The organism is Aeromonas sp. QDB25, assembly GCF_027707725.1.
GTDB classification, from domain to species: Bacteria; Pseudomonadota; Gammaproteobacteria; order Enterobacterales; family Aeromonadaceae; genus Aeromonas; species Aeromonas caviae.
Map to the genome: position 1 here is coordinate 1 of NZ_JAPCIZ010000075.1, position 18,652 is coordinate 18,652.

Consider the following 18,652-nt stretch of genomic DNA (forward strand, 5'->3'; position numbering starts at 1 on the left):
AACAACAAGATCAAAGTGATAAAGCGCATGGCATATGGATTTAGGGACTCAGAATACTTTTTTCTGAAAATCAAGGCGGCCTTCCCCGGAAAGCCGCGATGAACCTTTTTTGTTGCCTGGTGAATATCACGTCATGCGGCAATAGTTCAATAAGTGATAGTTGTATGCCATCAGACAAGAAGTTGAATTACATTATCTATCACCTCTTTTGCTTCTCTACATCCCTGAGCCACTCGTTGTGCACAGTGAGGGGACCTGTCTGTGTGATGCCTTGTTACAAGCCGATGCTTGCACGTAAAGCAGAAGGGAGGGTGTGCAACGTGCCTATGTTCCTCACCAGAAATGATGAGAGTGAAGAGCGCCACAGGTTGCCCTATGTCTGGCATTCCCGTTCAACCTGGGTTGTCTCAGCCACCACTGAACACACCGACTGTGCTACCAAAGGGGAACGCTGCCAGACGGTTTGCCAATGGCTTCATATGCTGTCAATGCACGGACCCTGTCGACAAAGCAGAGCATGTCGTGATGCTTTGACAGAGATGAATTCTCTGTCTGGTGTGTTATTCACGTCTTGTTTGGACTGTGTGTGGTCGCTGAACATCGGGAAAGCGGCGGATATCGAAGAATGGGCAGGGGGGAGAGCAAGGCGATGTCAGCCCAAAAAAAGAGATAAAAAAAGAGCCACACGATGTGTGGCTCTTTATTCAGACTAACGAGTCTGCTCAGGGGCGACCGGCCGGGCTGGTTGCCACGTTGCTGGCAGCGGTGCTGCCACCGTGGCGACCGGAGGTCACGACTTCGCTGCGTACCAGGGGAGCGTACTCCACGGGTTCACGGGGTGTCGGGGCAGGAGCCGCAGCCGGCGTTGCCATGGGGGCATAAGCCTTGCGGGCACGGGCCAATACACCGGCACCCTTGCTGACCTTCACTTCGGGGCTGGTTGCTGGCTCGGTTTGCACCACTGCAGCCGGCATCTCGACGACCTTCGCCTCGGCGGTGGCCGTCTCCTCAGCGATCACGACAGGTGCCGCTTCAGCAACCGGTGCAACCTCTTCTGGGATGGCCTCCACTTGCTGGGTCTGCTCGACAGCGTCGATCAAGGCTACAGGTTCGTCATGAGAGGCGGTGTCGACGATAGGTTCGACCATCTCGGGTTCGACAACTGCCACTTCGGCGGCGGGTTCAGCGTCTGCTTGCGCAGCCTGTTCAACTTCGTCAGTGGAGGGCGCGTCCACTGCCTGGGCTGCCAGTGCTTGCTCTGCCGCTTCCTCAGCAATGGCTTCAGCCACCACGTGCTCGGTCAGAGCGGCGGAGGCCTGCAGGGCTGCTGCAACCGCTTCTGCGCTCGGAATGGTGATGACAGGCACAACCGGTTCTTCCACCTTCACCTGAGCCGCATCGGCCTGGGCCGCGGTAGTCAGCTGCACTTCACCTTGTGCTTCGTCTTCACGCTGGCCACGAGCCTCTTCGTTGATGCGCTTGCGACGTTGCCCTTCGATGCGCTGATTGCGCGGGGTACGGCGGGAACGACGCTGACCTTCGCCTTGCTCTTCTTGCTGCTCAGCGGCGGCTTGCACGTCGGCGACATCGATGATTTGCTCGTCAGTCGGCAGGGCAGGGGTGTCGGTCGCGGCGACATCGACACGGATCTGCTTGCGCAGTTGGCGACGTTCGCGGCGCTCGGCCACTTTTTGCTCTTTTTCCTGACGCGGTTCAGCGCTGGCGACCGCAGTATCAACGGTATCAACCGCCTCGACGATCACCTCGGCACGGGGTTCGCGGGGGGCGCGAGGTTCACGAGCCGGACGCGGGGCACGAGGTTCGCGCTCTTGGCGGGGTTCGCGAGGCTCACGCTCCATGCGCTGCTCGGTGCGCACTTCGCCACGGGGTTCCCGTTCCTGGCGCGGTTCCCGCTCTTGACGAGGCTCACGCTCTTTGCGCGGGCGACGATTGCGATCACTGCTCTCGCGGCTGGCTGCGCCTTCACGCTTCTCTCCGGCCTCGGCATTGCGACTGCCGCGGTTGTCGTCGCGACGACCACGTTGACCACGGCTGCGGGATTCATCGCGCTGGTGACGGTGCCCGTCATCCTTGCGAGCTTCGCGCTGGGCGGCCGGTTTGTCGGCAGGCGCCTTCACCTCGGCCGGAGCCGCATCGGAGGAGGCACCGAACAGGCCGGAGAAGGCCTTGGCCAGCTTGCCAAAGAAGCCGACTTGTTCTGCAACCGGAGCGGGAGTCGCAACAGGAGCCGGGGCGGCGGGCGCAACCGGCTGAGGAGCCGGGGCAAACCCTTGCAGCAGCGGTTGTTCACGCTCGACTACCTGAGCTTGGCGCGGCTGGTAGACCGGCTTGGCAATCTCGGTTTTGAGCTCGTAGCTGGCCGCTTCTGGGATCTCGTTCTGACGGATGCGGGTCACTTCGTAGTGCGGGGTTTCCAGATGCTGGTTCGGAATGATGTAGACACGCACATCATTGCGCTGTTCCAGATTGGCGATGGAGGTACGCTTCTCGTTGAGCAGATAGGCGGCCACATCGACCGGCACCTGGGCATGCACCTGCTCGGTGTTGTCCTTCATGGCCTCTTCTTCGATGAGACGCAGGATGGACAGGGCGAGGGATTCGTTGTCACGGATGACCCCCTGACCCTGGCAACGGGGGCAGATATGGCTGCTGGACTCGTTGAGGGAGGGACGCAGACGCTGGCGAGACATCTCCAGCAGACCGAAACGGGAGATACGGCCCAGCTGGATACGGGCACGATCCTGATGCACCGCTTCACGCAGACGGTTTTCCACTTCGCGCTGATGGCGAACCGGGGTCATGTCGATGAAGTCGATGACAATCAGGCCACCTAGGTCACGCAGGCGCAGCTGGCGAGCGATCTCATCGGCCGCTTCCAGGTTGGTCTGCAGGGCGGTCTCTTCGATATCGCCGCCCTTGGTAGCGCGGGAGGAGTTGATATCGATGGAGGTCAGTGCTTCGGTCGGATCGATGACGATGCTGCCGCCGGAGGGCAGGCGCACTTCGCGCTGGAAGGCCGATTCGATCTGGCTCTCGATCTGGAAGTGGTTGAACAGGGCGACATCACCCTTGTAGAGCTTCACGCGATTGAGGAAATCGGGACGGACCAGCTCGATATGTGACTTGGCGCGCTCGAAGATGACCGGGTTGTCGATCAGGATCTCGCCCACATCGCGACGCAGATAGTCACGGATGGCGCGCACGATGACGTTGCTCTCCTGGTGAATGAGCACCGGAGCGGAACGTTGTTGTGACGCCTTATGGATGGAGTCCCAGTGATTGAGCAGAACGTTCAGATCCCACTCCAGCTCTTCCGGGGACTTGCCCACACCGGCGGTGCGCACGATGAGGCCCATGCCGTCCGGTACGGTCAGTCCGCTCAGGGCTTCCTTCAGCTCGGTCCGCTCGTCACCCTCGATGCGACGGGAGATGCCGCCGGCACGGGGGTTGTTCGGCATCAGCACCAGGTAGCTGCCAGCCAGACTGATGAAGGTGGTGAGGGCTGCACCCTTGGTACCACGCTCTTCCTTGTCGATCTGGACAATCACTTCCTGGCCTTCGCGGACCACTTCTTTGATGTTGGGACGACCCTGATAGGAGTAACCGGAGGGGAAGTAATTGCGGGCGATTTCCTTTAACGGCAGGAAACCGTGGCGTTCGGCGCCATAGTCAACAAAAGCAGCTTCGAGACTGGGTTCTACTCGGGTGATTTTGCCCTTGTAAATGTTCGCTTTTTTCTGCTCGTGTCCCGGACTTTCAATATCCAAATCGTAGAGCTGTTGTCCGTCAACCAGCGCTACGCGCAACTCCTCTTCCTGAGTCGCGTTGATTAGCATTCTTTTCATTGAGTTCTCATTATTTTGTCATTTTGATTCCTCCACTGGGTCCTGCCGGCGCCGGCCTCGGGTCTTCAGCATGCTGGGGCAACCTCCCGGTTGGGGTATGCATGAGGCGCAAACTAAGGGCACTCTGGTTCAGCCTTCTCGAGAGGGCGTGAATTAAGGATACCGATGTGGAGACAATTTACGTCGGCTCTGTTTGTGTTCTCCATGCGTTGTACCTCGCACCCGGGAACCGTCATGTTCTTGTATACACGGTGTTTCGGGATTGGGTGGCATACATTTTGGCCACTTAGTACAAGGCTTGAACACAATGACAAAACCTTGTTTATTATCCCATTTAAACCACTTTTATAGCAAGACGCCATTTTTTAACAAAGCATGCAGCCAAGGGCTGTCGGCGGTGTTAAAATCCGCGCCATGACACAGATACATCAACAAGTGCAGCTGCTCACCATCGAAGCTGAGCATGACGGGCAGCGCATCGACAATTTTCTCAAGACTCAGTTAAAGGGCGTCCCCAAGAGCCTGATTTATCGCATCCTTCGAAAAGGGGAGGTGCGGGTCAACAAGAAGCGCATCAAACCGGAATACAAGCTTTGTGCCGGTGACGAGGTGCGGGTGCCCCCCGTGCGTGTGGCCGAGAAGAATGAGTTGCCTTCTGCCAACCTCGGCAGCATCCAGCGTCTGGAGAGCCAGATCCTGTTTGAAGACGACGCCATGATAGTGCTAAACAAGCCGTCCGGCATGGCAGTGCACGGCGGCAGCGGCCTCAGTTTTGGCGTCATCGAAGGGCTGCGTGCTCTGCGCCCCGAAGCCCGTTTCCTCGAACTGGTGCACCGGCTGGATCGCGACACCTCCGGCGTGCTGCTGGTTGCCAAGAAGCGCAGTGCCCTGCGCAGCCTGCACGAGCAGTTGCGGGTCAAGACCATGCGCAAGCAGTATCTGGCGCTGGTGCGCGGCCAGTGGCAACCCCACGTCAAGGTGGTCAATGCGCCACTTCGCAAAAATGATCTGCAATCCGGCGAGCGGGTGGTGCGGGTCAGCAGCGATGGCAAACCTTCCGAGACCCGGTTCCGGATTACCCGTCAGTTTGCCGAGGCCACACTGGTCGAGTGCAGTCCCATCACTGGCCGTACTCACCAGATCCGTGTCCACACCCAGCACGCCGGCCATCCCATCGCCTGCGATGACAAATATGGTGAGGCCGGGTTTGATGAAAAGATGCGAGGGCAGGGGCTAAAGCGTTTGTTCCTGCACGCCTGGAAGCTCACCTTTACTCATCCGGTGGACGACCGGGAGATGCAGGTGGAAGCGCCATTGTCACCGGAGCTTGAGGCGTTTCTCGCCAAGCTGCCACGCTGACAACCATGAAAAACGGGAGCCAAGGCTCCCGTTTTTCATGGCAGAGTTCTTGTTATGGCAGAGCCAGGCCGTGGCGACCCAGGAGATCAACCAAGCCTATCAGGGGAAGACCGACAAGGGCGTTGGGATCGCGCCCCTCCAGCGCCTTGAACAAGACGATGCCCATTCCCTCGCATTTGAAGCTGCCGGCACAATCCAGAGGACGTTCGGCCTCCACATAGCGACGGATGGCTGCTTCGTCGAGCGAGCGAAAATACACGGTGAAAGGCTCGACGAGCTGCTCGGCATGGCCATTCGCAGCATTGATCACACAGAGCCCGGTGTAAAAGATGACGCGCTTGCCTTGTGCCCGCAGCAACTGCTCGACCGCCTTCTCCACCGTGCCGGGCTTGCCGAGGATCTGCCCGTCACAGACGCACACCTGATCTGAACCGATGATCAATCCTTGATCACGGTCAGTAGCAACGGCATTCGCCTTGGCAAATGCCAATCTGCTGACCAGGGCTTCTGCGGTCTCCCCGTGTCGCGCTGTCTCATCGACTTGAGGCGCAGCACAGTGAAATGGCTGACCGAGTTTTTCCAGCAAGGTTTTGCGGTAGGACGAGGTGGACGCGAGGATCAAGGAAGGCTGCATGTTTTGATGATATCCATTTATAAATCAATTGGTTGATTCTATCTGTGCAGATGGGGCCACGCAAACAGGAGATGTCTACAGCGGGACTCGCCTAATTAGCGGGAAGCATGCATGCTGATGGAACCACAGCACAAACACAATCGCCAGCTGGGCAGGGACATGGCAACTTCGTCAGGGGGATGAGGGGGTGATGCTTTGGACCCAGCCACATCCTCCGACATCTTTTCAGGCCTTACGTCTGGAGATGCGCGTGAATGCCGATCCTGGCGCGCTGATCACGGTACTGCGCAACACGGTGCGCCATGAAGAGTGGTTGCCCCAGAGCCGTGAAGTCAGGGTGCTGGCCAGATCTGGTCCCGACGATGATCTGGTCTATACCCGCCTGGCGTCTCCCTGGCCGGTGCAAGACAGGGAGCTCATCACCCGCTCCCATTTGAGTCGACGCATCGATTGCGGCCTGACTCTCGAGGTGTGGGCAGAGCCGAATGCCCTGCCATTGCATGCAGGGCTGTTCCGGATCCAGGAAAGCGCTGGACGGTGGGAGGCGCTACCCCAACGGGATGGCAGCACACTCGTTCGGCTCGAAACCTATACCAACCCGGGCAACAACTTGCCGGGCTGGCTGGTCAATCCCATTGCCATCAAGGCTGCCGTGGGCAGTTTCAAAGCCATACGCAGACTGATGGAAGCCGAGCCCAGAGTGGCTGCGACACCAGGCCTGCTGGGGAGAGACCCGCGCTGTTCTGCCACCTGATGAGACACCAAGGAGCACATCCGGTGGACAGACAGGAGAGGGGAACAGGATCCTGTGCCAGATCCTGCACGATATGGCATAATCGGCCACCGATGAGCACAAGTTCCTCTTGCAGGGGCCTGTGAAGGTAAAATCATCGGCGGTAAGGACTTTTTCCTTTGACTATCCCTTGTTGGACCTATAATATTCGCGCCCTATGCAAAAGGTGAAGTTGCCCGTTAAGGTTGATCCAGTCCGTAATGCCTTGAAGCTACTCGATTATGTCGGGATAGTGGAAAAGTCGCAGATGCCCAGGCTGGAGGAATCAACCGAAGGCTTGCGAAGTGATGTGGATGTCACACTGCACTTTGGCAAAGATGTCCAGAAGTTGACCGTTATGAAAGGCACTGCCCATGCCAAGGTCGACCTGGTTTGCCAGCGTTGTGGTGAGACGTTTGAACACCTTTGTGAAGCTAGTTTTATTTACACTCCGCTGTTCGAAAGAACAAACGAGGAAGAACTGCCGGAAGCTTATGAGCCCATTGAGTTGGACGAAAACGGCGAGATAGATCTTCATCAAATCCTGGAGGATGAACTCATCCTCTCGTTGCCTCAGGTAGCCATGCATCCGGTGGATGTGTGTCCCAGAGGAAACATGGAGATGACCTGGGGTGAAATCGAACCTGCTGATGAGCGGCCGAATCCCTTTGCAGTTCTTGAAGCGCTCAAACGTAAGTGAATTTTAGGAGTTAGCCTACCATGGCCGTACAACAGAACCGTAAAACCCGCGCCAAGCGTGGCATGCGTCGTTCCCACGATGCGCTGACCACCGCTGCCCTGACTGTTGATCAGACCAGTGGCGAAATTCATCGTCGTCACCACGTGACTGCCGATGGTTTCTACCGCGGTAAAAAGGTAATCGCTTAAGGATTGCCTTTGTCTACGCAAACTGTCGCGCTAGACATAATGGGGGGAGATATCGGCCCCTCGGAAACAGTGCCTGCCGCCGTGCAGGCACTGTCTCTTCTACCCCAGCTAAAACTTGTTCTGGTCGGTGATCAACACCAGACCGCCTCTCTTCTGCAGCAACATGGCTTGCTCAACCACCCTCGCGTTCGTCTCGTGCATGCCTCCCAGGTCGTGGGCATGGGCGAAAAGCCTATCGTGGCGCTGCGTACCCTGAAAGACTCCTCCATGCGCGTGACCCTGGATCTGGTCAAGAGCGGCGCTGCCGATGCCTGTGTCAGTGCAGGCAACACCGGTGCCTTGATGGCCATGGCCAAGTGCGTGCTCAAATCCTTGCCCGGTGTTGACCGGCCAGCCCTCATCAAGGCGCTGCCCACATTGAGTGGAAAGCGGACCGTGATGCTGGATCTGGGTGCGAACGTGAGCTGCGATGCCGACACCCTGCTGCAATTTGCCGTGATGGGCGCCGTAGTCGCAGAGAAGGTGGAGGGGATACCTTCACCCAGAGTGGCACTGCTCAACGTAGGGGAGGAGGAGATCAAGGGCAACGACCTGGTGCGCCACAGCGCCGAGTTGCTGCGCCAATGCTCCGCCCTGAATTTTGTCGGTTTTATCGAGGGTGACAGGATCTTCAGCGGCGAGTGCGACGTGATCGTCTGCGACGGTTTCGTGGGCAACGTGGCGCTCAAGACCGCGGAGGGGGTGGTGCGGATGATGGCCGAACTGGCCGGATATCCGCGCAAAAAACGCAGTTTTCTTGGTCGACTCGCCGGATTTATGTTCAAACGGCGTTTCTCTTACCTGAACCCCGACCAGTATAATGGCGCGAGTCTGTTAGGATTGCGCGGCATTGTGGTAAAAAGCCATGGGCGGGCCGAGCGCCGCGCTCTGTGTCATGCGATTCTGCTGGCCGCACAAGAAGCCAGACATCAACTTCCATTGCAAATTGCAGATCGCCTTGAATCTGTCTTTTCCGACAGGGATTTATAAAACTCTATGCATAGCAAAATTCTGGGTACTGGCAGTTATCTGCCGAGTTCGGTTCGTACCAACGCCGATCTTGAACAGATGGTTGAAACCAGTGACGAATGGATCGTGGAACGCACCGGGATCCGTGAACGCCGTATCGCCGGAGCCGACGAAACCGTCGCGACCCTTTCTCATCAGGCGGCCTTGCGTGCGCTTGATGCGGCAGGTCTGACTGCCGCCGATCTGGACATGATAGTGCTGGCCACTACCAGCGCAGAGAATGCCTTCCCAGCTGCTGCCTGTGAACTGCAGGGGCTGCTTGACGTACCGGGGATCCCGGCGTTTGACGTAGCCGCCGCCTGTGCCGGCTTTACATATGCTCTCGCCATCGCCGATCAGTTCGTCAAATCCGGCGCTGCTCGCTACGTGCTGGTTGTCGGTGCGGACGTGCTGTCACGCATGTGCGATCCCGAGGATCGCGGCACCATCATCCTGTTCGGGGATGGGGCAGGGGCCGTGGTCATCGGTGCCAGCGACACTCCTGGGATCCTCTCCACCCATCTGCATGCCGATGGCCGTTATGGCGAGCTGCTCAAACTGCCGCAGCCCCGTCGCGGCATGCCGGGTGCTGAGCTCGAAGCCTACATGTACATGAAGGGCAACGATGTCTTCAAGGTGGCGGTGACACGCCTTAGCGAGATCGTGACCGAAACCCTGGCTGCGGCCAACGTCGAGCCGAGCGAGCTGGACTGGCTGGTGCCCCATCAAGCCAACTTCCGCATCATCAATGCCACCGCCAAGAAACTCGGTATGGGGCTCGACAAGGTGATCCTGACCCTGGATCGTCATGGCAATACCTCCGCGGCCTCCGTGCCCATCGCCTTCGATGAAGGGGTGCGCGATGGTCGCATCAAACCCGGCCAGCTGGTCCTGCTGGAAGCCTTCGGCGGCGGTTTTGCCTGGGGCTCTGCGCTGGTTCGCCTCTGATACCGAGCGGTGCCCGGTCCTCGGGCGCCCGCTTACCGAATTCGTCTTACCTTAAAGGAATCAATGATGACCCGATTTGCCATTGCCTTCCCGGGACAAGGCTCCCAGAGCGTCGGCATGCTGGCCGAGCTGGCCGAGCAACACGCAGTGATTAAAGAGACCTTCGCCGAGGCGAGCCAGGTGCTGGGCTATGACCTGTTTGCCCTGGTGATGGCAGGCCCGGCCGAGGATCTCAACAAAACCTGGCGTACCCAGCCAGCGCTGTTGACCGCCTCCGTCGCGCTGTGGCGCCTGTGGCAACAACAAGGCGGGGTAACCCCTGCCGTGATGGCCGGCCACAGCCTGGGGGAATACTCCGCCCTGGTGTGCAGCGGCGCGCTGGCGTTTGCCGATGCCGTCAAGCTGGTCGAGCTGCGTGGTTTGGCCATGCAGGAAGCCGTACCGGAAGGCACTGGCGCCATGGCTGCCATCATCGGTCTGGACAACGAAAGCATCGCTGCCAACTGTGAGAAAGCGGCCCAGGGGCAGGTGGTTTCTCCGGTCAACTTCAACTCTCCGGGTCAGGTGGTCATCGCCGGCCACAAAGAGGCGGTCGAGCGTGCCAACGTGCTGATGAAAGAGTCAGGTGCCAAGCGTGCCCTGCCGCTGCCGGTCTCCGTGCCCTCCCACTGCGCCCTGATGAAACCGGCCGCAGAAAAGCTGGCCGCCGCCCTGGATGGGATCGAGATCAAGGTTCCTGCCATCGCCGTCATCAATAATGTTGACGTCTCTTGTGAGCAGGATCCTGCCGCCATCAAGCAAGCCCTGGTGCGTCAGCTGTTCAGCCCGGTTCGCTGGACTGAAACGGTAGAGTGCATGGCAAACGACGGTGTTACCCTCGAGATCGAGATGGGCCCGGGCAAGGTATTGACCGGCCTGGCCAAGCGTATCGATGCGCGAGTGGAAGGTATTCACGCCAACGACGCCGCCTCGTTCGAGCAGGCACTGGCCCAGATCAAGTAAACAGGAGCAAGTCATGAGTTTTACCGATAAGGTTGTGTTGGTCACTGGCGCCAGCCGTGGCATTGGTCGTGCGATTGCGGAGATGTTTGCTGCTCGTGGCGCCAAAGTCGTGGGGACCGCGACCAGCGAGAGCGGTGCCGAGGCGATCAGTGCTTACCTGGGTGAACAAGGCTGCGGCATGGCACTGAACGTGACCAGTCAGGAATCTATCGAAACCGTCTTCGCCGCCATCAAGGCGCGTTTTGGCGACATCGACATCCTGATCAACAACGCCGGCATTACCCGCGACAACCTGCTGATGCGGATGAAGGATGACGAGTGGAACGAGATCATCGACACCAATCTCACCTCCCTGTACCGTCTGAGTAAGCCGGTATTGCGTGCCATGATGAAGAAGCGTAACGGTCGCATCATCAGCATCGGTTCCGTGGTCGGCACCATGGGCAACGCCGGTCAGGTCAACTATGCTGCTGCCAAGGCTGGTCTGGTTGGCTTTACCAAGTCGCTGGCCCGTGAAGTGGCATCTCGTGGCATCACGGTGAATGCGGTTGCTCCCGGTTTCATCGAGACCGACATGACCAAGGCGCTCAATGAAGAGCAGCGCGCCGGCATCATGAATCAGGTGCCTGCTGCCCGTTTGGGCGATCCGAAAGAAATTGCTGCCGCTGTGGTATTCTTGGCATCGGATGATGCCGCCTATATTACCGGCGAAACCCTGCATGTTAATGGCGGGATGTACATGGTGTAATCAATTTGTCGTGAGTTCTGTTCAAATTTGCGATAATACGCCGAAGTTTGGCGAATTTCGTGGTTTGACCAGCGGCAAGTCACTTGCAAACTCACGTCAATTGAATACACTACCCCAACCAGACGCAATAGCGTATTTTTAAAGGAAAATTCAGGTCATGAGCAACATCGAAGAACGCGTAAAGAAAATCATCATCGAACAACTGGGTGTTAAAGAAGAAGACGTGAAGAACGCTGCCTCCTTCGTCGACGACCTGGGCGCTGACTCTTTGGATACCGTTGAACTGGTAATGGCGCTGGAAGAAGAATTCGATACCGAAATTCCTGATGAAGAAGCCGAGAAGATCACCACTGTTCAAGCGGCTATCGACTACATCACCGCTAATCAGGAATAAGTTCCTGTTCTGAAAGAAGCGGCCCAAGGGCCGCTTCTTTTATGTTTACCCCTTTCAAAACACCTCTCGGAGACTACCTCAGTGTCAAAACGCAGAGTCGTGGTGACCGGCTTGGGGATGCTTTCCCCGGTAGGCAACACTGCCGAATCCAGCTGGCAAGCCCTGCTCAACGGGCAGAGCGGCATTTCCCTCATCGACCACTTTGATGCAAGCGAGTTCGCAACCCGTTTCGCAGGCCTGGTCAAGGATTTCGACCCCGAAGAGTTCGGCATCAACCGCAAAGAAGCCCGCAAGATGGATCTCTTCATCCAGTATGGCGTGGCGGCGGGTGTTCAGGCCCTGGAAGATTCCGGCCTGATCATCAACGAAGAGAACGCGGAGCGGGTAGGCGTTGCCATCGGCTCCGGTATCGGCGGTCTGGGTCTGATTGAGCAGAACCACAGCAGCCTCATCAATGGCGGCCCTCGCAAGCTGAGCCCTTTCTTCGTTCCGTCCACCATCATCAATATGGTGTCCGGTCATCTTTCCATCATGAAAGGCATGCAGGGCCCGAACATCGCCGTGACTACCGCCTGTACCACGGGTACCCATGCCATCGGCATGGCTGGCCGGATGATCGCCTATGGCGATGCGGACGTGATGGTTGCCGGTGGTGCCGAGAAAGCCTCCACCCCCATGGGCATGGGCGGCTTTGCCGCTGCCAAGGCGCTCTCCACACGTAATGACGAACCGCAGAAGGCGAGCCGCCCCTGGGACAAGGATCGCGACGGTTTCGTGCTGGGCGACGGTGCCGGCGTGTTGGTGCTGGAAGAGTATGAACATGCCAAGGCCCGCGGCGCCAAGATCTATGCCGAGCTGGTCGGCTTTGGCATGAGCGGGGATGCCTATCACATGACGGCCCCTCCCTCGGACGGCGATGGTGGCGCACGCGCCATGAAGAACGCCATCAAGGATGCTGGCATCGCACCCGAGCAGATCGGTTACATCAATGCCCACGGTACCTCCACGCCCCTTGGGGATGTGGCAGAGCTGCGCGGCATGAAGAAGGTGTTTGGTGACCATGCCAGCGCCCTGATGGTCAGTTCCACCAAGTCCATGACAGGCCACCTGTTGGGTGCGGCTGGCGCCATCGAGGCGATCATCACTGTGCTCTCTCTGCGTGACCAGATGGTGCCTCCCACCATCAACCTGGACAAGCCGGATGATGAGTGCGACCTGGATCTGGTGCCGCATGTTGCCAAGGCTGGCAGCTTCGAATATGCCCTCTCCAATTCCTTCGGTTTTGGCGGCACCAATGGCTCCCTGATCTTCAAACGCGTATAATTCGCTCTGGGCGAATGATAAGGCCCGATACGGCAGTATCGGGCCTTTTTTATCGGAGGGATCCCCTTGCTGATTAATGGAATACCCACAGAAACACTGTCAGCCAGGGATCGTGGGCTGGCATACGGTGATGGTCATTTCACCACCATGCTGGTGAGGGAAGGGAAGGTACTCTGGTGGCAGGACCATCTGGCCCGGCTGCAACATGCCAACGCCCGGCTTGGTTTTGGCGAGCACTCCTGGGACCTGCTTGCCGACGAGGCGGCGCAGCTGGCTTCTGGGCAGGCACAGGCTGTCGTCAAGATAATGCTGACCCGGGGCGCCGGTGGGCGGGGATATGACGGCGCAGGCTGTGACACGCCCACTCGCATCGTCTCTTTGGCACCTTATCCTGAGCATTATCATGATTGGCAGCAAACCGGCATCAATGCCTTGGTATGCCAGCAGCATCTTGGGGACAGTCCCATGCTCGCCGGTCTCAAGACGCTGGGGCGCCTCGAACAAGTGATGCTGAAGCGCGAACTTGCTGCGCGCGGCGGGGTCGAAGGTATAGTCTTGAACAGCCGGGGATTTCTGGTAGAAGGGGTCAGCGCCAATCTGTTTTGGCGTCGCGGCAGGACGGTGTTCACACCGGATCTCACCCGCGCCGGGATCGATGGCATCATGCGCAAGCGCGTGATGACGATGCTTAAACAGATGGGCATTGAACTGCGTGTCGTTGAAGCTCCATTGGAGTCACTCTGGCAGGCGGAAGAGGTCTGGCTGACCAATACCCTGATGGGGATTGTCCCGGTCACCAGCATCGGGGATATGCACTATCCCAGTCCGGTATTGATCCGCCGTTTACAGGAGCGCTTGGTCATTGAAGTTTAATCGGCTTTACACCCTGCTCGCGGGGGCGGCACTCTCTGTCGCCGTTGCCGGAGGGTACGTGTATCACAAGTGGCAACAGGTGGAGACGCTCACCAACAAGGGGCCAACCCGCCTCTTTACCGTCGAAAAAGGCGCCCATGCGGCGCGCCTGATTGCCGAACTGGGAGAGGGGGAAACCAGCCCCTGGGCGGTGCGCCTCTGGTTGCGCGGTCATCCCGAACTGGTGGCCATCAAGTCCGGCACCTATGAAATCAAGGAAGGGGCGCCGCTCAAGGAGACTCTCTCTCTCTTTGCTTCCGGCAAGGAGTTTCACTTCAGCCTGACCTTTGTCGAAGGGTCCCGTTTTGAGGATTGGCTGAAGCAACTTTCCAGCGCCCCCTATCTGGAGCGCCTGACTCTGGAGCAGAGCGAAACCGAGCTGGCTCAGGAACTCGGCATCGAAAATGGCAAGCTGGAGGGGTGGTTCCTGCCGGAAACCTACGCCTATACCACTCATGCCAGCGATCTTTCCATCCTGCGCCGCGCCTATCAGGACATGAAAACGTTCCTGGAGGCTTCCTGGGAGAAGCGTCAGGCCAATCTGCCCTACAAGACACCCTATGAGGCGCTCATCATGGCCTCCATCATCGAAAAAGAGACGGGCCAACCGGATGAACGAGCCCAGATTGCCTCTGTGTTCGTCAACCGTCTACGCCTTGGCATGAAGTTGCAGACCGACCCTACCGTCATCTACGGGGTGAAGGAGAGGTACGATGGCAACATTCGCCGCAGCGATTTGACCGACGTGAACCCCTACAACACCTATGTGATCGACGGTCTGCCTCCGACGCCCATCGCCATGCCGGGCAAGGCCTCCATCGAGGCGGCGCTCAACCCCAAATCGACCGACTATCTCTACTTCGTTGCCAAGGGGGGCGGTGCCCACTACTTCTCCAAGACCCTCGATGAACACAATCGGGCGGTGCGTGAATACATATTGAAGAAACCCTAATGTCTAAATTTATCGTGATTGAAGGATTGGAAGGGGCAGGGAAGAGCTCTGCGGTGCGCTATGTGACCGACTATCTGCAAGCCCACGGAGTTGCGCGGATCGAGTGCACCCGGGAGCCGGGCGGCACGCCGCTGGCGGAACGCATGCGGGCCATCGTCAAGGAAGTGCACGACGAGCGCCTGACAGTCGAGGCCGAGCTGCTGTTGATGTACGCCTCCCGGGTACAACTGGTGGAGACCCGGATCAAGCCTGCCTTGGCAGACGGCATCTGGGTAGTGGGCGATCGCCACGATCTCTCCTCCCAGGCCTATCAGGGGGGTGGCCGCGGCATCGATGCGAACCTCATCGGCGCCATCAAACGGGCGGTCCTCGGGGATTTCAAGCCGGATCTGACGCTCTATCTGGACATCGATCCTGCCATCGGCCTGCAGCGGGCCCGCCATCGCGGCGAGCTGGACAGGATTGAGCTGGAGCAGATCGGCTTCTTTGAACGTACCCGCCAGCGTTACCTCGAGTTGGCGGCCGCCGATGATTCCATCCAGGTCATCGATGCCGGGTTGCCCCCGGCGCAAGTCAAAGCCGCCATCGAGGCTGCCCTTGAGCATTATCTGGCAAGCGAGGGGCTATGTATCCCTGGCTGATCCCGGATTGGCATGCCCTGAGCGAGACGGCCCGGGCCGGACGGCTCGGGCACGCCTGGTTGCTGCTAGGCGATCCCGGTCTTGGCAAGGAGCAGCTTGCAGAGCGACTGGCGCGACTGCACCTGTGTCAGCATCCACAACGAGGTGAGCCTTGCGGTCAGTGCCACTCCTGCCAACTGTTTGAGAAGGGGCATCACCCGGATCTTGGCACCCTGGGGCCCGAGGGCAAGACCATAGGTGTCGAAGCCATCCGGGAGATTTGCAGCCGCCTCCAGAGCACATCCCAGCTCGGTCGCGGCAAGGTGGTGATCATTCAGGAGGCGGAGCGCATGACGGAGTCTGCCGCCAATGCTTTGCTGAAGACGCTGGAAGAGCCGGCTGGCGACAGTCTGTTGCTGCTCATCGCATCCCGGGTATCTCGCCTGCTCCCCACCATCTTGAGCCGTTGTCACAAGCATGTCTGCCAGCTCCCCTCTGAGGGGGAGACCCTTGCCTGGCTCGCCGAGCAGGGCCATCAGGCCACCCAGGCCCAGGTGCGGATCTGCCAGGGTGCGCCGCTGCGGGTGCTGAGCTACATCGAAGCACAGCAAGATGATGCCAGACGGGCATTGCTCGACGGATTTGTCTCGCTGGCATCGGCCCCCACCCGTGCGGCGAATGTCTGTGCCCAGTTGGCCGAGGATACTCAGGTCCGGCTGCACTGGTTGCAGCTCTTCCTGTGTGATGCCCTCAAGCTTCAGGCTGGCTGCGGCCATCATCAACTGGCAATGCCGGATCTTGCATCACTCAGCCAGCAACTGGCAGAGAAACACTCCAGCGAACGGCTCCTGGAAGCCGAACAGCAGCTGGTTATGCTGAAAGAGGCTTGTCAGCCAGGGCAGCTTTCCAATCCCACCATCCATTTGATGAACTGGCTCAATCGCTGGTTATAAACAAGGTTGTCTATGTTACTCGTTGATTCCCATTGCCATCTCGATCGCTTGAGTTATGGCTCCAAGCAGACCGACATGGCCGATGTATTGGCCAAGGCGGCGCAGCAGAGCGTGGGATATTTTCTCTGCGTGAGTGTGACCCAGGCCCAGTTCCCGACCATGATGGAGGCCATCGCTCCCTATCCCCAGGTGTTTGCCTCCTGCGGTGTCCACCCGCTCAATCAGGATCCCGGGGTGGATGCTGCCTTGCTGCTGACTCAGGCGGCCGATGAGAGAGTGGTGGCCATCGGCGAAACCGGGCTCGACTACTTCTATTCACCGGAAAACAAGGATGTACAGCAAGCCTCTTTCCGCGAACATATTCGTGTAGCCCGGGCACTGAACAAACCGCTCATCATCCACACCCGGGATGCCCAGGAAGACACGCTGCGGATCATGCGAGAGGAGGGGGCCGAACAGGTGGGCGGAGTGCTGCACTGCTTCACCGAGTCCCTCGAAATGGCCGAGGCCGCGATGGCCATGGGGTTCTATATTTCCATCTCGGGAATAGCCACTTTCAAGAACGCCTCAGCCCTGCAGGCCGTGGTCAAGGCGTTGCCCCTGGAGCGACTGCTGGTTGAAACCGACTCTCCCTATCTGGCACCGGTTCCGCACCGGGGGAGGGAGAATGAGCCGGCCTTTGTTCGCGACGTTGCCCAATTTATCGCGGATCTTCGCCAGATTCCGCTCGCTGAATTGGCGGAGGCCACCAGCCACAATTTCTTCGAGTTGTTCAAGTTGGCAAAGCGATAACAGACAACGCCCCGCATAGCGGGGCGTTTTACTATGACAATCAGCACTATCATTACCCATCCAAAAACAATCACGCCAAGTTGTTATCTCTCACTTTTTTGCGGTGGATACTGATGAGATTAAATCCACAATCCTGATAAAACGGAGTAGAGATGACAGGGTACTTGAGAAATAAATGAGGGAGCTGAAATGGGTTAAAGCATTCTTCATAAGTATCGATAATATTCATTATCGATACTTGATAGATCTGGATGATCCTGTAAGATCCACCGAAACTCCGCTTTAAATCATAGAGTTAAGTGAACTACCCACGCCTTCAAAACCCAGTTCAGCAATCCTTGCAAAGCGTCTTCGATCCTCAGCTGAACAGCCGGGCAAGACGCTTCCTGCGCAGCGCCAAAGCCGACTCCACCCTCAATGCCTATCAGGCAGATACCCGTATCTTTGTCTCCTGGTGCCAGCTCCACGGGCTGGATCCCTTGCAGACGACACACCATGACATCATGAATTTTCTGGCGGATCAGGCCGATGGCATCCTGGCCAACTGGGTCTGGCTGGACAAGGAAGAAGGAAAGGGGGAACTTCGCAACGGGGAACCTCGCAAACCGGCCACCCTGGTAAGACGGCTTGCCGGCATTCGTTATGCCTTCAAGCAGAAGGGGATCCACCCCATGCCGACAGAGCATGCGGAGATCAAGGAGATGATGCGGGGCATAGTACGGCTCGGTGATAACCGCAAACGCAAAACGGGGGCGCTGACCCTGAAACCATTGGCCTGCGTACTGGACGAGATAGACACCAGCAACCTGGCGGGACTTCGGGATTACACCCTGTTGCTCCTGATGTTCAGTGGCGCCTTGCGTCGGTCGGAAGCGGCCAGGATCGAGGTGAATGACGTGCAGTTTGTGGGGCAGGGGATACGCCTTCGTCTCAAACCAAGCAAACATCAGCTCCATGAATCGGAGATAGCACTCATTCCAGGTACCCGGTATTGCCCGGTCTCTGCACTGCAACAATGGCTGAAAAAAAGCCGAATTGCTGAGGGCCCCCTGTTTCGCCGGATGAATCGCTGGGGACAGCTGATGACAGACCCCCTGGGGCCGCAAGGTATCAACCTGATGATCAAGCGGCGAACCGGCCAGGCCATCGACGATCTCCACGTCAGTGGCCACAGTTTGCGGCGGGGGTTCATCACCTCTGCGGTAACGGCGGGCAAACCGATGAACAAGATCATCGAGGTGACCCGACACAAGGACATGCGCACTTTGCAGGAATATTTCGACGATGCACACAAGTTCTCGGATCACGCCCTGGATGGGTTGTTATAGAAATGTCAAAAACTAGTTGATATTTCACAGTTTCTGATTAATTGAAATTTCAGTGTTATGAGGATGGGAGACAAGATATGGAAGAACAGTTTAGCAAGTATGATCCAACTGAAT

19 protein-coding genes are annotated in these 18,652 nt (G+C 58.1%); 17 read left to right on the forward strand and 2 right to left on the reverse strand.

Translation table 11 applies throughout. The features are described 5' to 3' along the window. Positions 1 to 102, forward strand: a 102-nt coding sequence (locus PG883_RS19065) for a transposase (RefSeq protein ID WP_164882044.1), incomplete at its 5' end; no start/stop codon positions are given. A gap of 620 nt (positions 103 to 722) precedes the next feature. On the opposite strand, the gene rne is transcribed toward PG883_RS19065, so the two are convergent. Continuing rightward, positions 723 to 3,866 (reverse strand): ribonuclease E, encoded by a 3,144-nt coding sequence (gene rne, locus PG883_RS19070; protein WP_041211422.1) that lies wholly within the window; start codon positions 3,864 to 3,866, stop codon positions 723 to 725. 414 nt (positions 3,867 to 4,280) lie between these two features. Between rne and rluC the strand changes: the two genes are divergently transcribed. Continuing rightward, positions 4,281 to 5,225 carry a 23S rRNA pseudouridine(955/2504/2580) synthase RluC gene (gene rluC, locus PG883_RS19075; RefSeq protein ID WP_201896700.1) on the forward strand — a complete coding sequence of 315 codons (945 nt, stop codon included), beginning with the start codon at positions 4,281 to 4,283 and terminating at the stop codon, positions 5,223 to 5,225. 52 nt (positions 5,226 to 5,277) lie between these two features. Here rluC and PG883_RS19080 read toward each other — a convergent pair whose 3' ends face one another. Beyond that, complete coding sequence (locus PG883_RS19080; protein WP_029314530.1) at positions 5,278 to 5,859, reverse strand: Maf family protein; 582 nt, start codon at positions 5,857 to 5,859, stop codon at positions 5,278 to 5,280. Between the two features lie 190 nt (positions 5,860 to 6,049). On the opposite strand from PG883_RS19080, the gene PG883_RS19085 reads away from it, so the two are divergent. The 15 genes from PG883_RS19085 (at position 6,050) to PG883_RS19155 (ending at position 18,538) form a co-directional block, all read left to right on the forward strand. After that, on the forward strand, positions 6,050 to 6,613 hold the full coding sequence (locus tag PG883_RS19085) for a hypothetical protein (RefSeq protein ID WP_223916170.1): 564 nt from the start codon (positions 6,050 to 6,052) through the stop codon (positions 6,611 to 6,613). A 196-nt stretch (positions 6,614 to 6,809) separates the two neighbouring features. Next, positions 6,810 to 7,331, forward strand: coding sequence for a 23S rRNA accumulation protein YceD (yceD, locus tag PG883_RS19090; RefSeq protein ID WP_029314532.1), 522 nt, complete (start codon positions 6,810 to 6,812; stop codon positions 7,329 to 7,331). Positions 7,332 to 7,351: 20 nt separating this feature from the next. Further along, complete coding sequence (gene rpmF, locus PG883_RS19095; protein ID WP_005300935.1) at positions 7,352 to 7,519, forward strand: 50S ribosomal protein L32; 168 nt, start codon at positions 7,352 to 7,354, stop codon at positions 7,517 to 7,519. A 9-nt stretch (positions 7,520 to 7,528) separates the two neighbouring features. Beyond that, positions 7,529 to 8,548, forward strand: a complete 1,020-nt coding sequence (gene plsX / locus PG883_RS19100; RefSeq protein WP_010674739.1) for a phosphate acyltransferase PlsX — start codon at positions 7,529 to 7,531, stop codon at positions 8,546 to 8,548. A 6-nt stretch (positions 8,549 to 8,554) separates the two neighbouring features. After that, positions 8,555 to 9,514 carry a beta-ketoacyl-ACP synthase III gene (locus tag PG883_RS19105; protein WP_041211424.1) on the forward strand — a complete coding sequence of 320 codons (960 nt, stop codon included), beginning with the start codon at positions 8,555 to 8,557 and terminating at the stop codon, positions 9,512 to 9,514. A 66-nt stretch (positions 9,515 to 9,580) separates the two neighbouring features. After that, entirely contained in the window at positions 9,581 to 10,516 is a 936-nt protein-coding gene (gene fabD / locus PG883_RS19110) for an ACP S-malonyltransferase (RefSeq protein WP_041211425.1), read from the forward strand. Between the two features lie 13 nt (positions 10,517 to 10,529). After that, positions 10,530 to 11,264, forward strand: a complete 735-nt coding sequence (fabG, locus tag PG883_RS19115) for a 3-oxoacyl-ACP reductase FabG (protein ID WP_010674742.1) — start codon at positions 10,530 to 10,532, stop codon at positions 11,262 to 11,264. Positions 11,265 to 11,421: 157 nt separating this feature from the next. After that, positions 11,422 to 11,658 (forward strand): acyl carrier protein, encoded by a 237-nt coding sequence (gene acpP / locus PG883_RS19120; protein WP_005300909.1) that lies wholly within the window; start codon positions 11,422 to 11,424, stop codon positions 11,656 to 11,658. 81 nt (positions 11,659 to 11,739) lie between these two features. Beyond that, positions 11,740 to 12,981, forward strand: coding sequence for a beta-ketoacyl-ACP synthase II (gene fabF / locus PG883_RS19125; RefSeq protein WP_010674743.1), 1,242 nt, complete (start codon positions 11,740 to 11,742; stop codon positions 12,979 to 12,981). 66 nt (positions 12,982 to 13,047) lie between these two features. Further along, positions 13,048 to 13,854: an aminodeoxychorismate lyase gene (pabC, locus tag PG883_RS19130; RefSeq protein WP_182721850.1), complete on the forward strand. Its 807-nt coding sequence runs from the start codon at positions 13,048 to 13,050 to the stop codon at positions 13,852 to 13,854. Beyond that, positions 13,844 to 14,845, forward strand: a complete 1,002-nt coding sequence (gene mltG / locus PG883_RS19135; protein ID WP_029314535.1) for an endolytic transglycosylase MltG — start codon at positions 13,844 to 13,846, stop codon at positions 14,843 to 14,845. Before pabC ends, mltG begins: the two co-directional genes overlap by 11 nt. Continuing rightward, positions 14,845 to 15,486 carry a dTMP kinase gene (gene tmk, locus PG883_RS19140; protein WP_042017643.1) on the forward strand — a complete coding sequence of 214 codons (642 nt, stop codon included), beginning with the start codon at positions 14,845 to 14,847 and terminating at the stop codon, positions 15,484 to 15,486. Before mltG ends, tmk begins: the two co-directional genes overlap by 1 nt. Continuing rightward, on the forward strand, positions 15,471 to 16,418 hold the full coding sequence (gene holB, locus PG883_RS19145) for a DNA polymerase III subunit delta' (RefSeq protein WP_042863870.1): 948 nt from the start codon (positions 15,471 to 15,473) through the stop codon (positions 16,416 to 16,418). Before tmk ends, holB begins: the two co-directional genes overlap by 16 nt. A 12-nt stretch (positions 16,419 to 16,430) precedes the next feature. After that, entirely contained in the window at positions 16,431 to 17,210 is a 780-nt protein-coding gene (locus PG883_RS19150; protein ID WP_042863871.1) for a TatD family hydrolase, read from the forward strand. Positions 17,211 to 17,509: 299 nt separating this feature from the next. Continuing rightward, the gene (locus PG883_RS19155) at positions 17,510 to 18,538 is read left to right on the forward strand and encodes a site-specific integrase (RefSeq protein ID WP_029314538.1); all 1,029 of its coding nucleotides are present in this window, start codon (positions 17,510 to 17,512) and stop codon (positions 18,536 to 18,538) included. Positions 18,539 to 18,652: the final 114 nt, after the last annotated feature.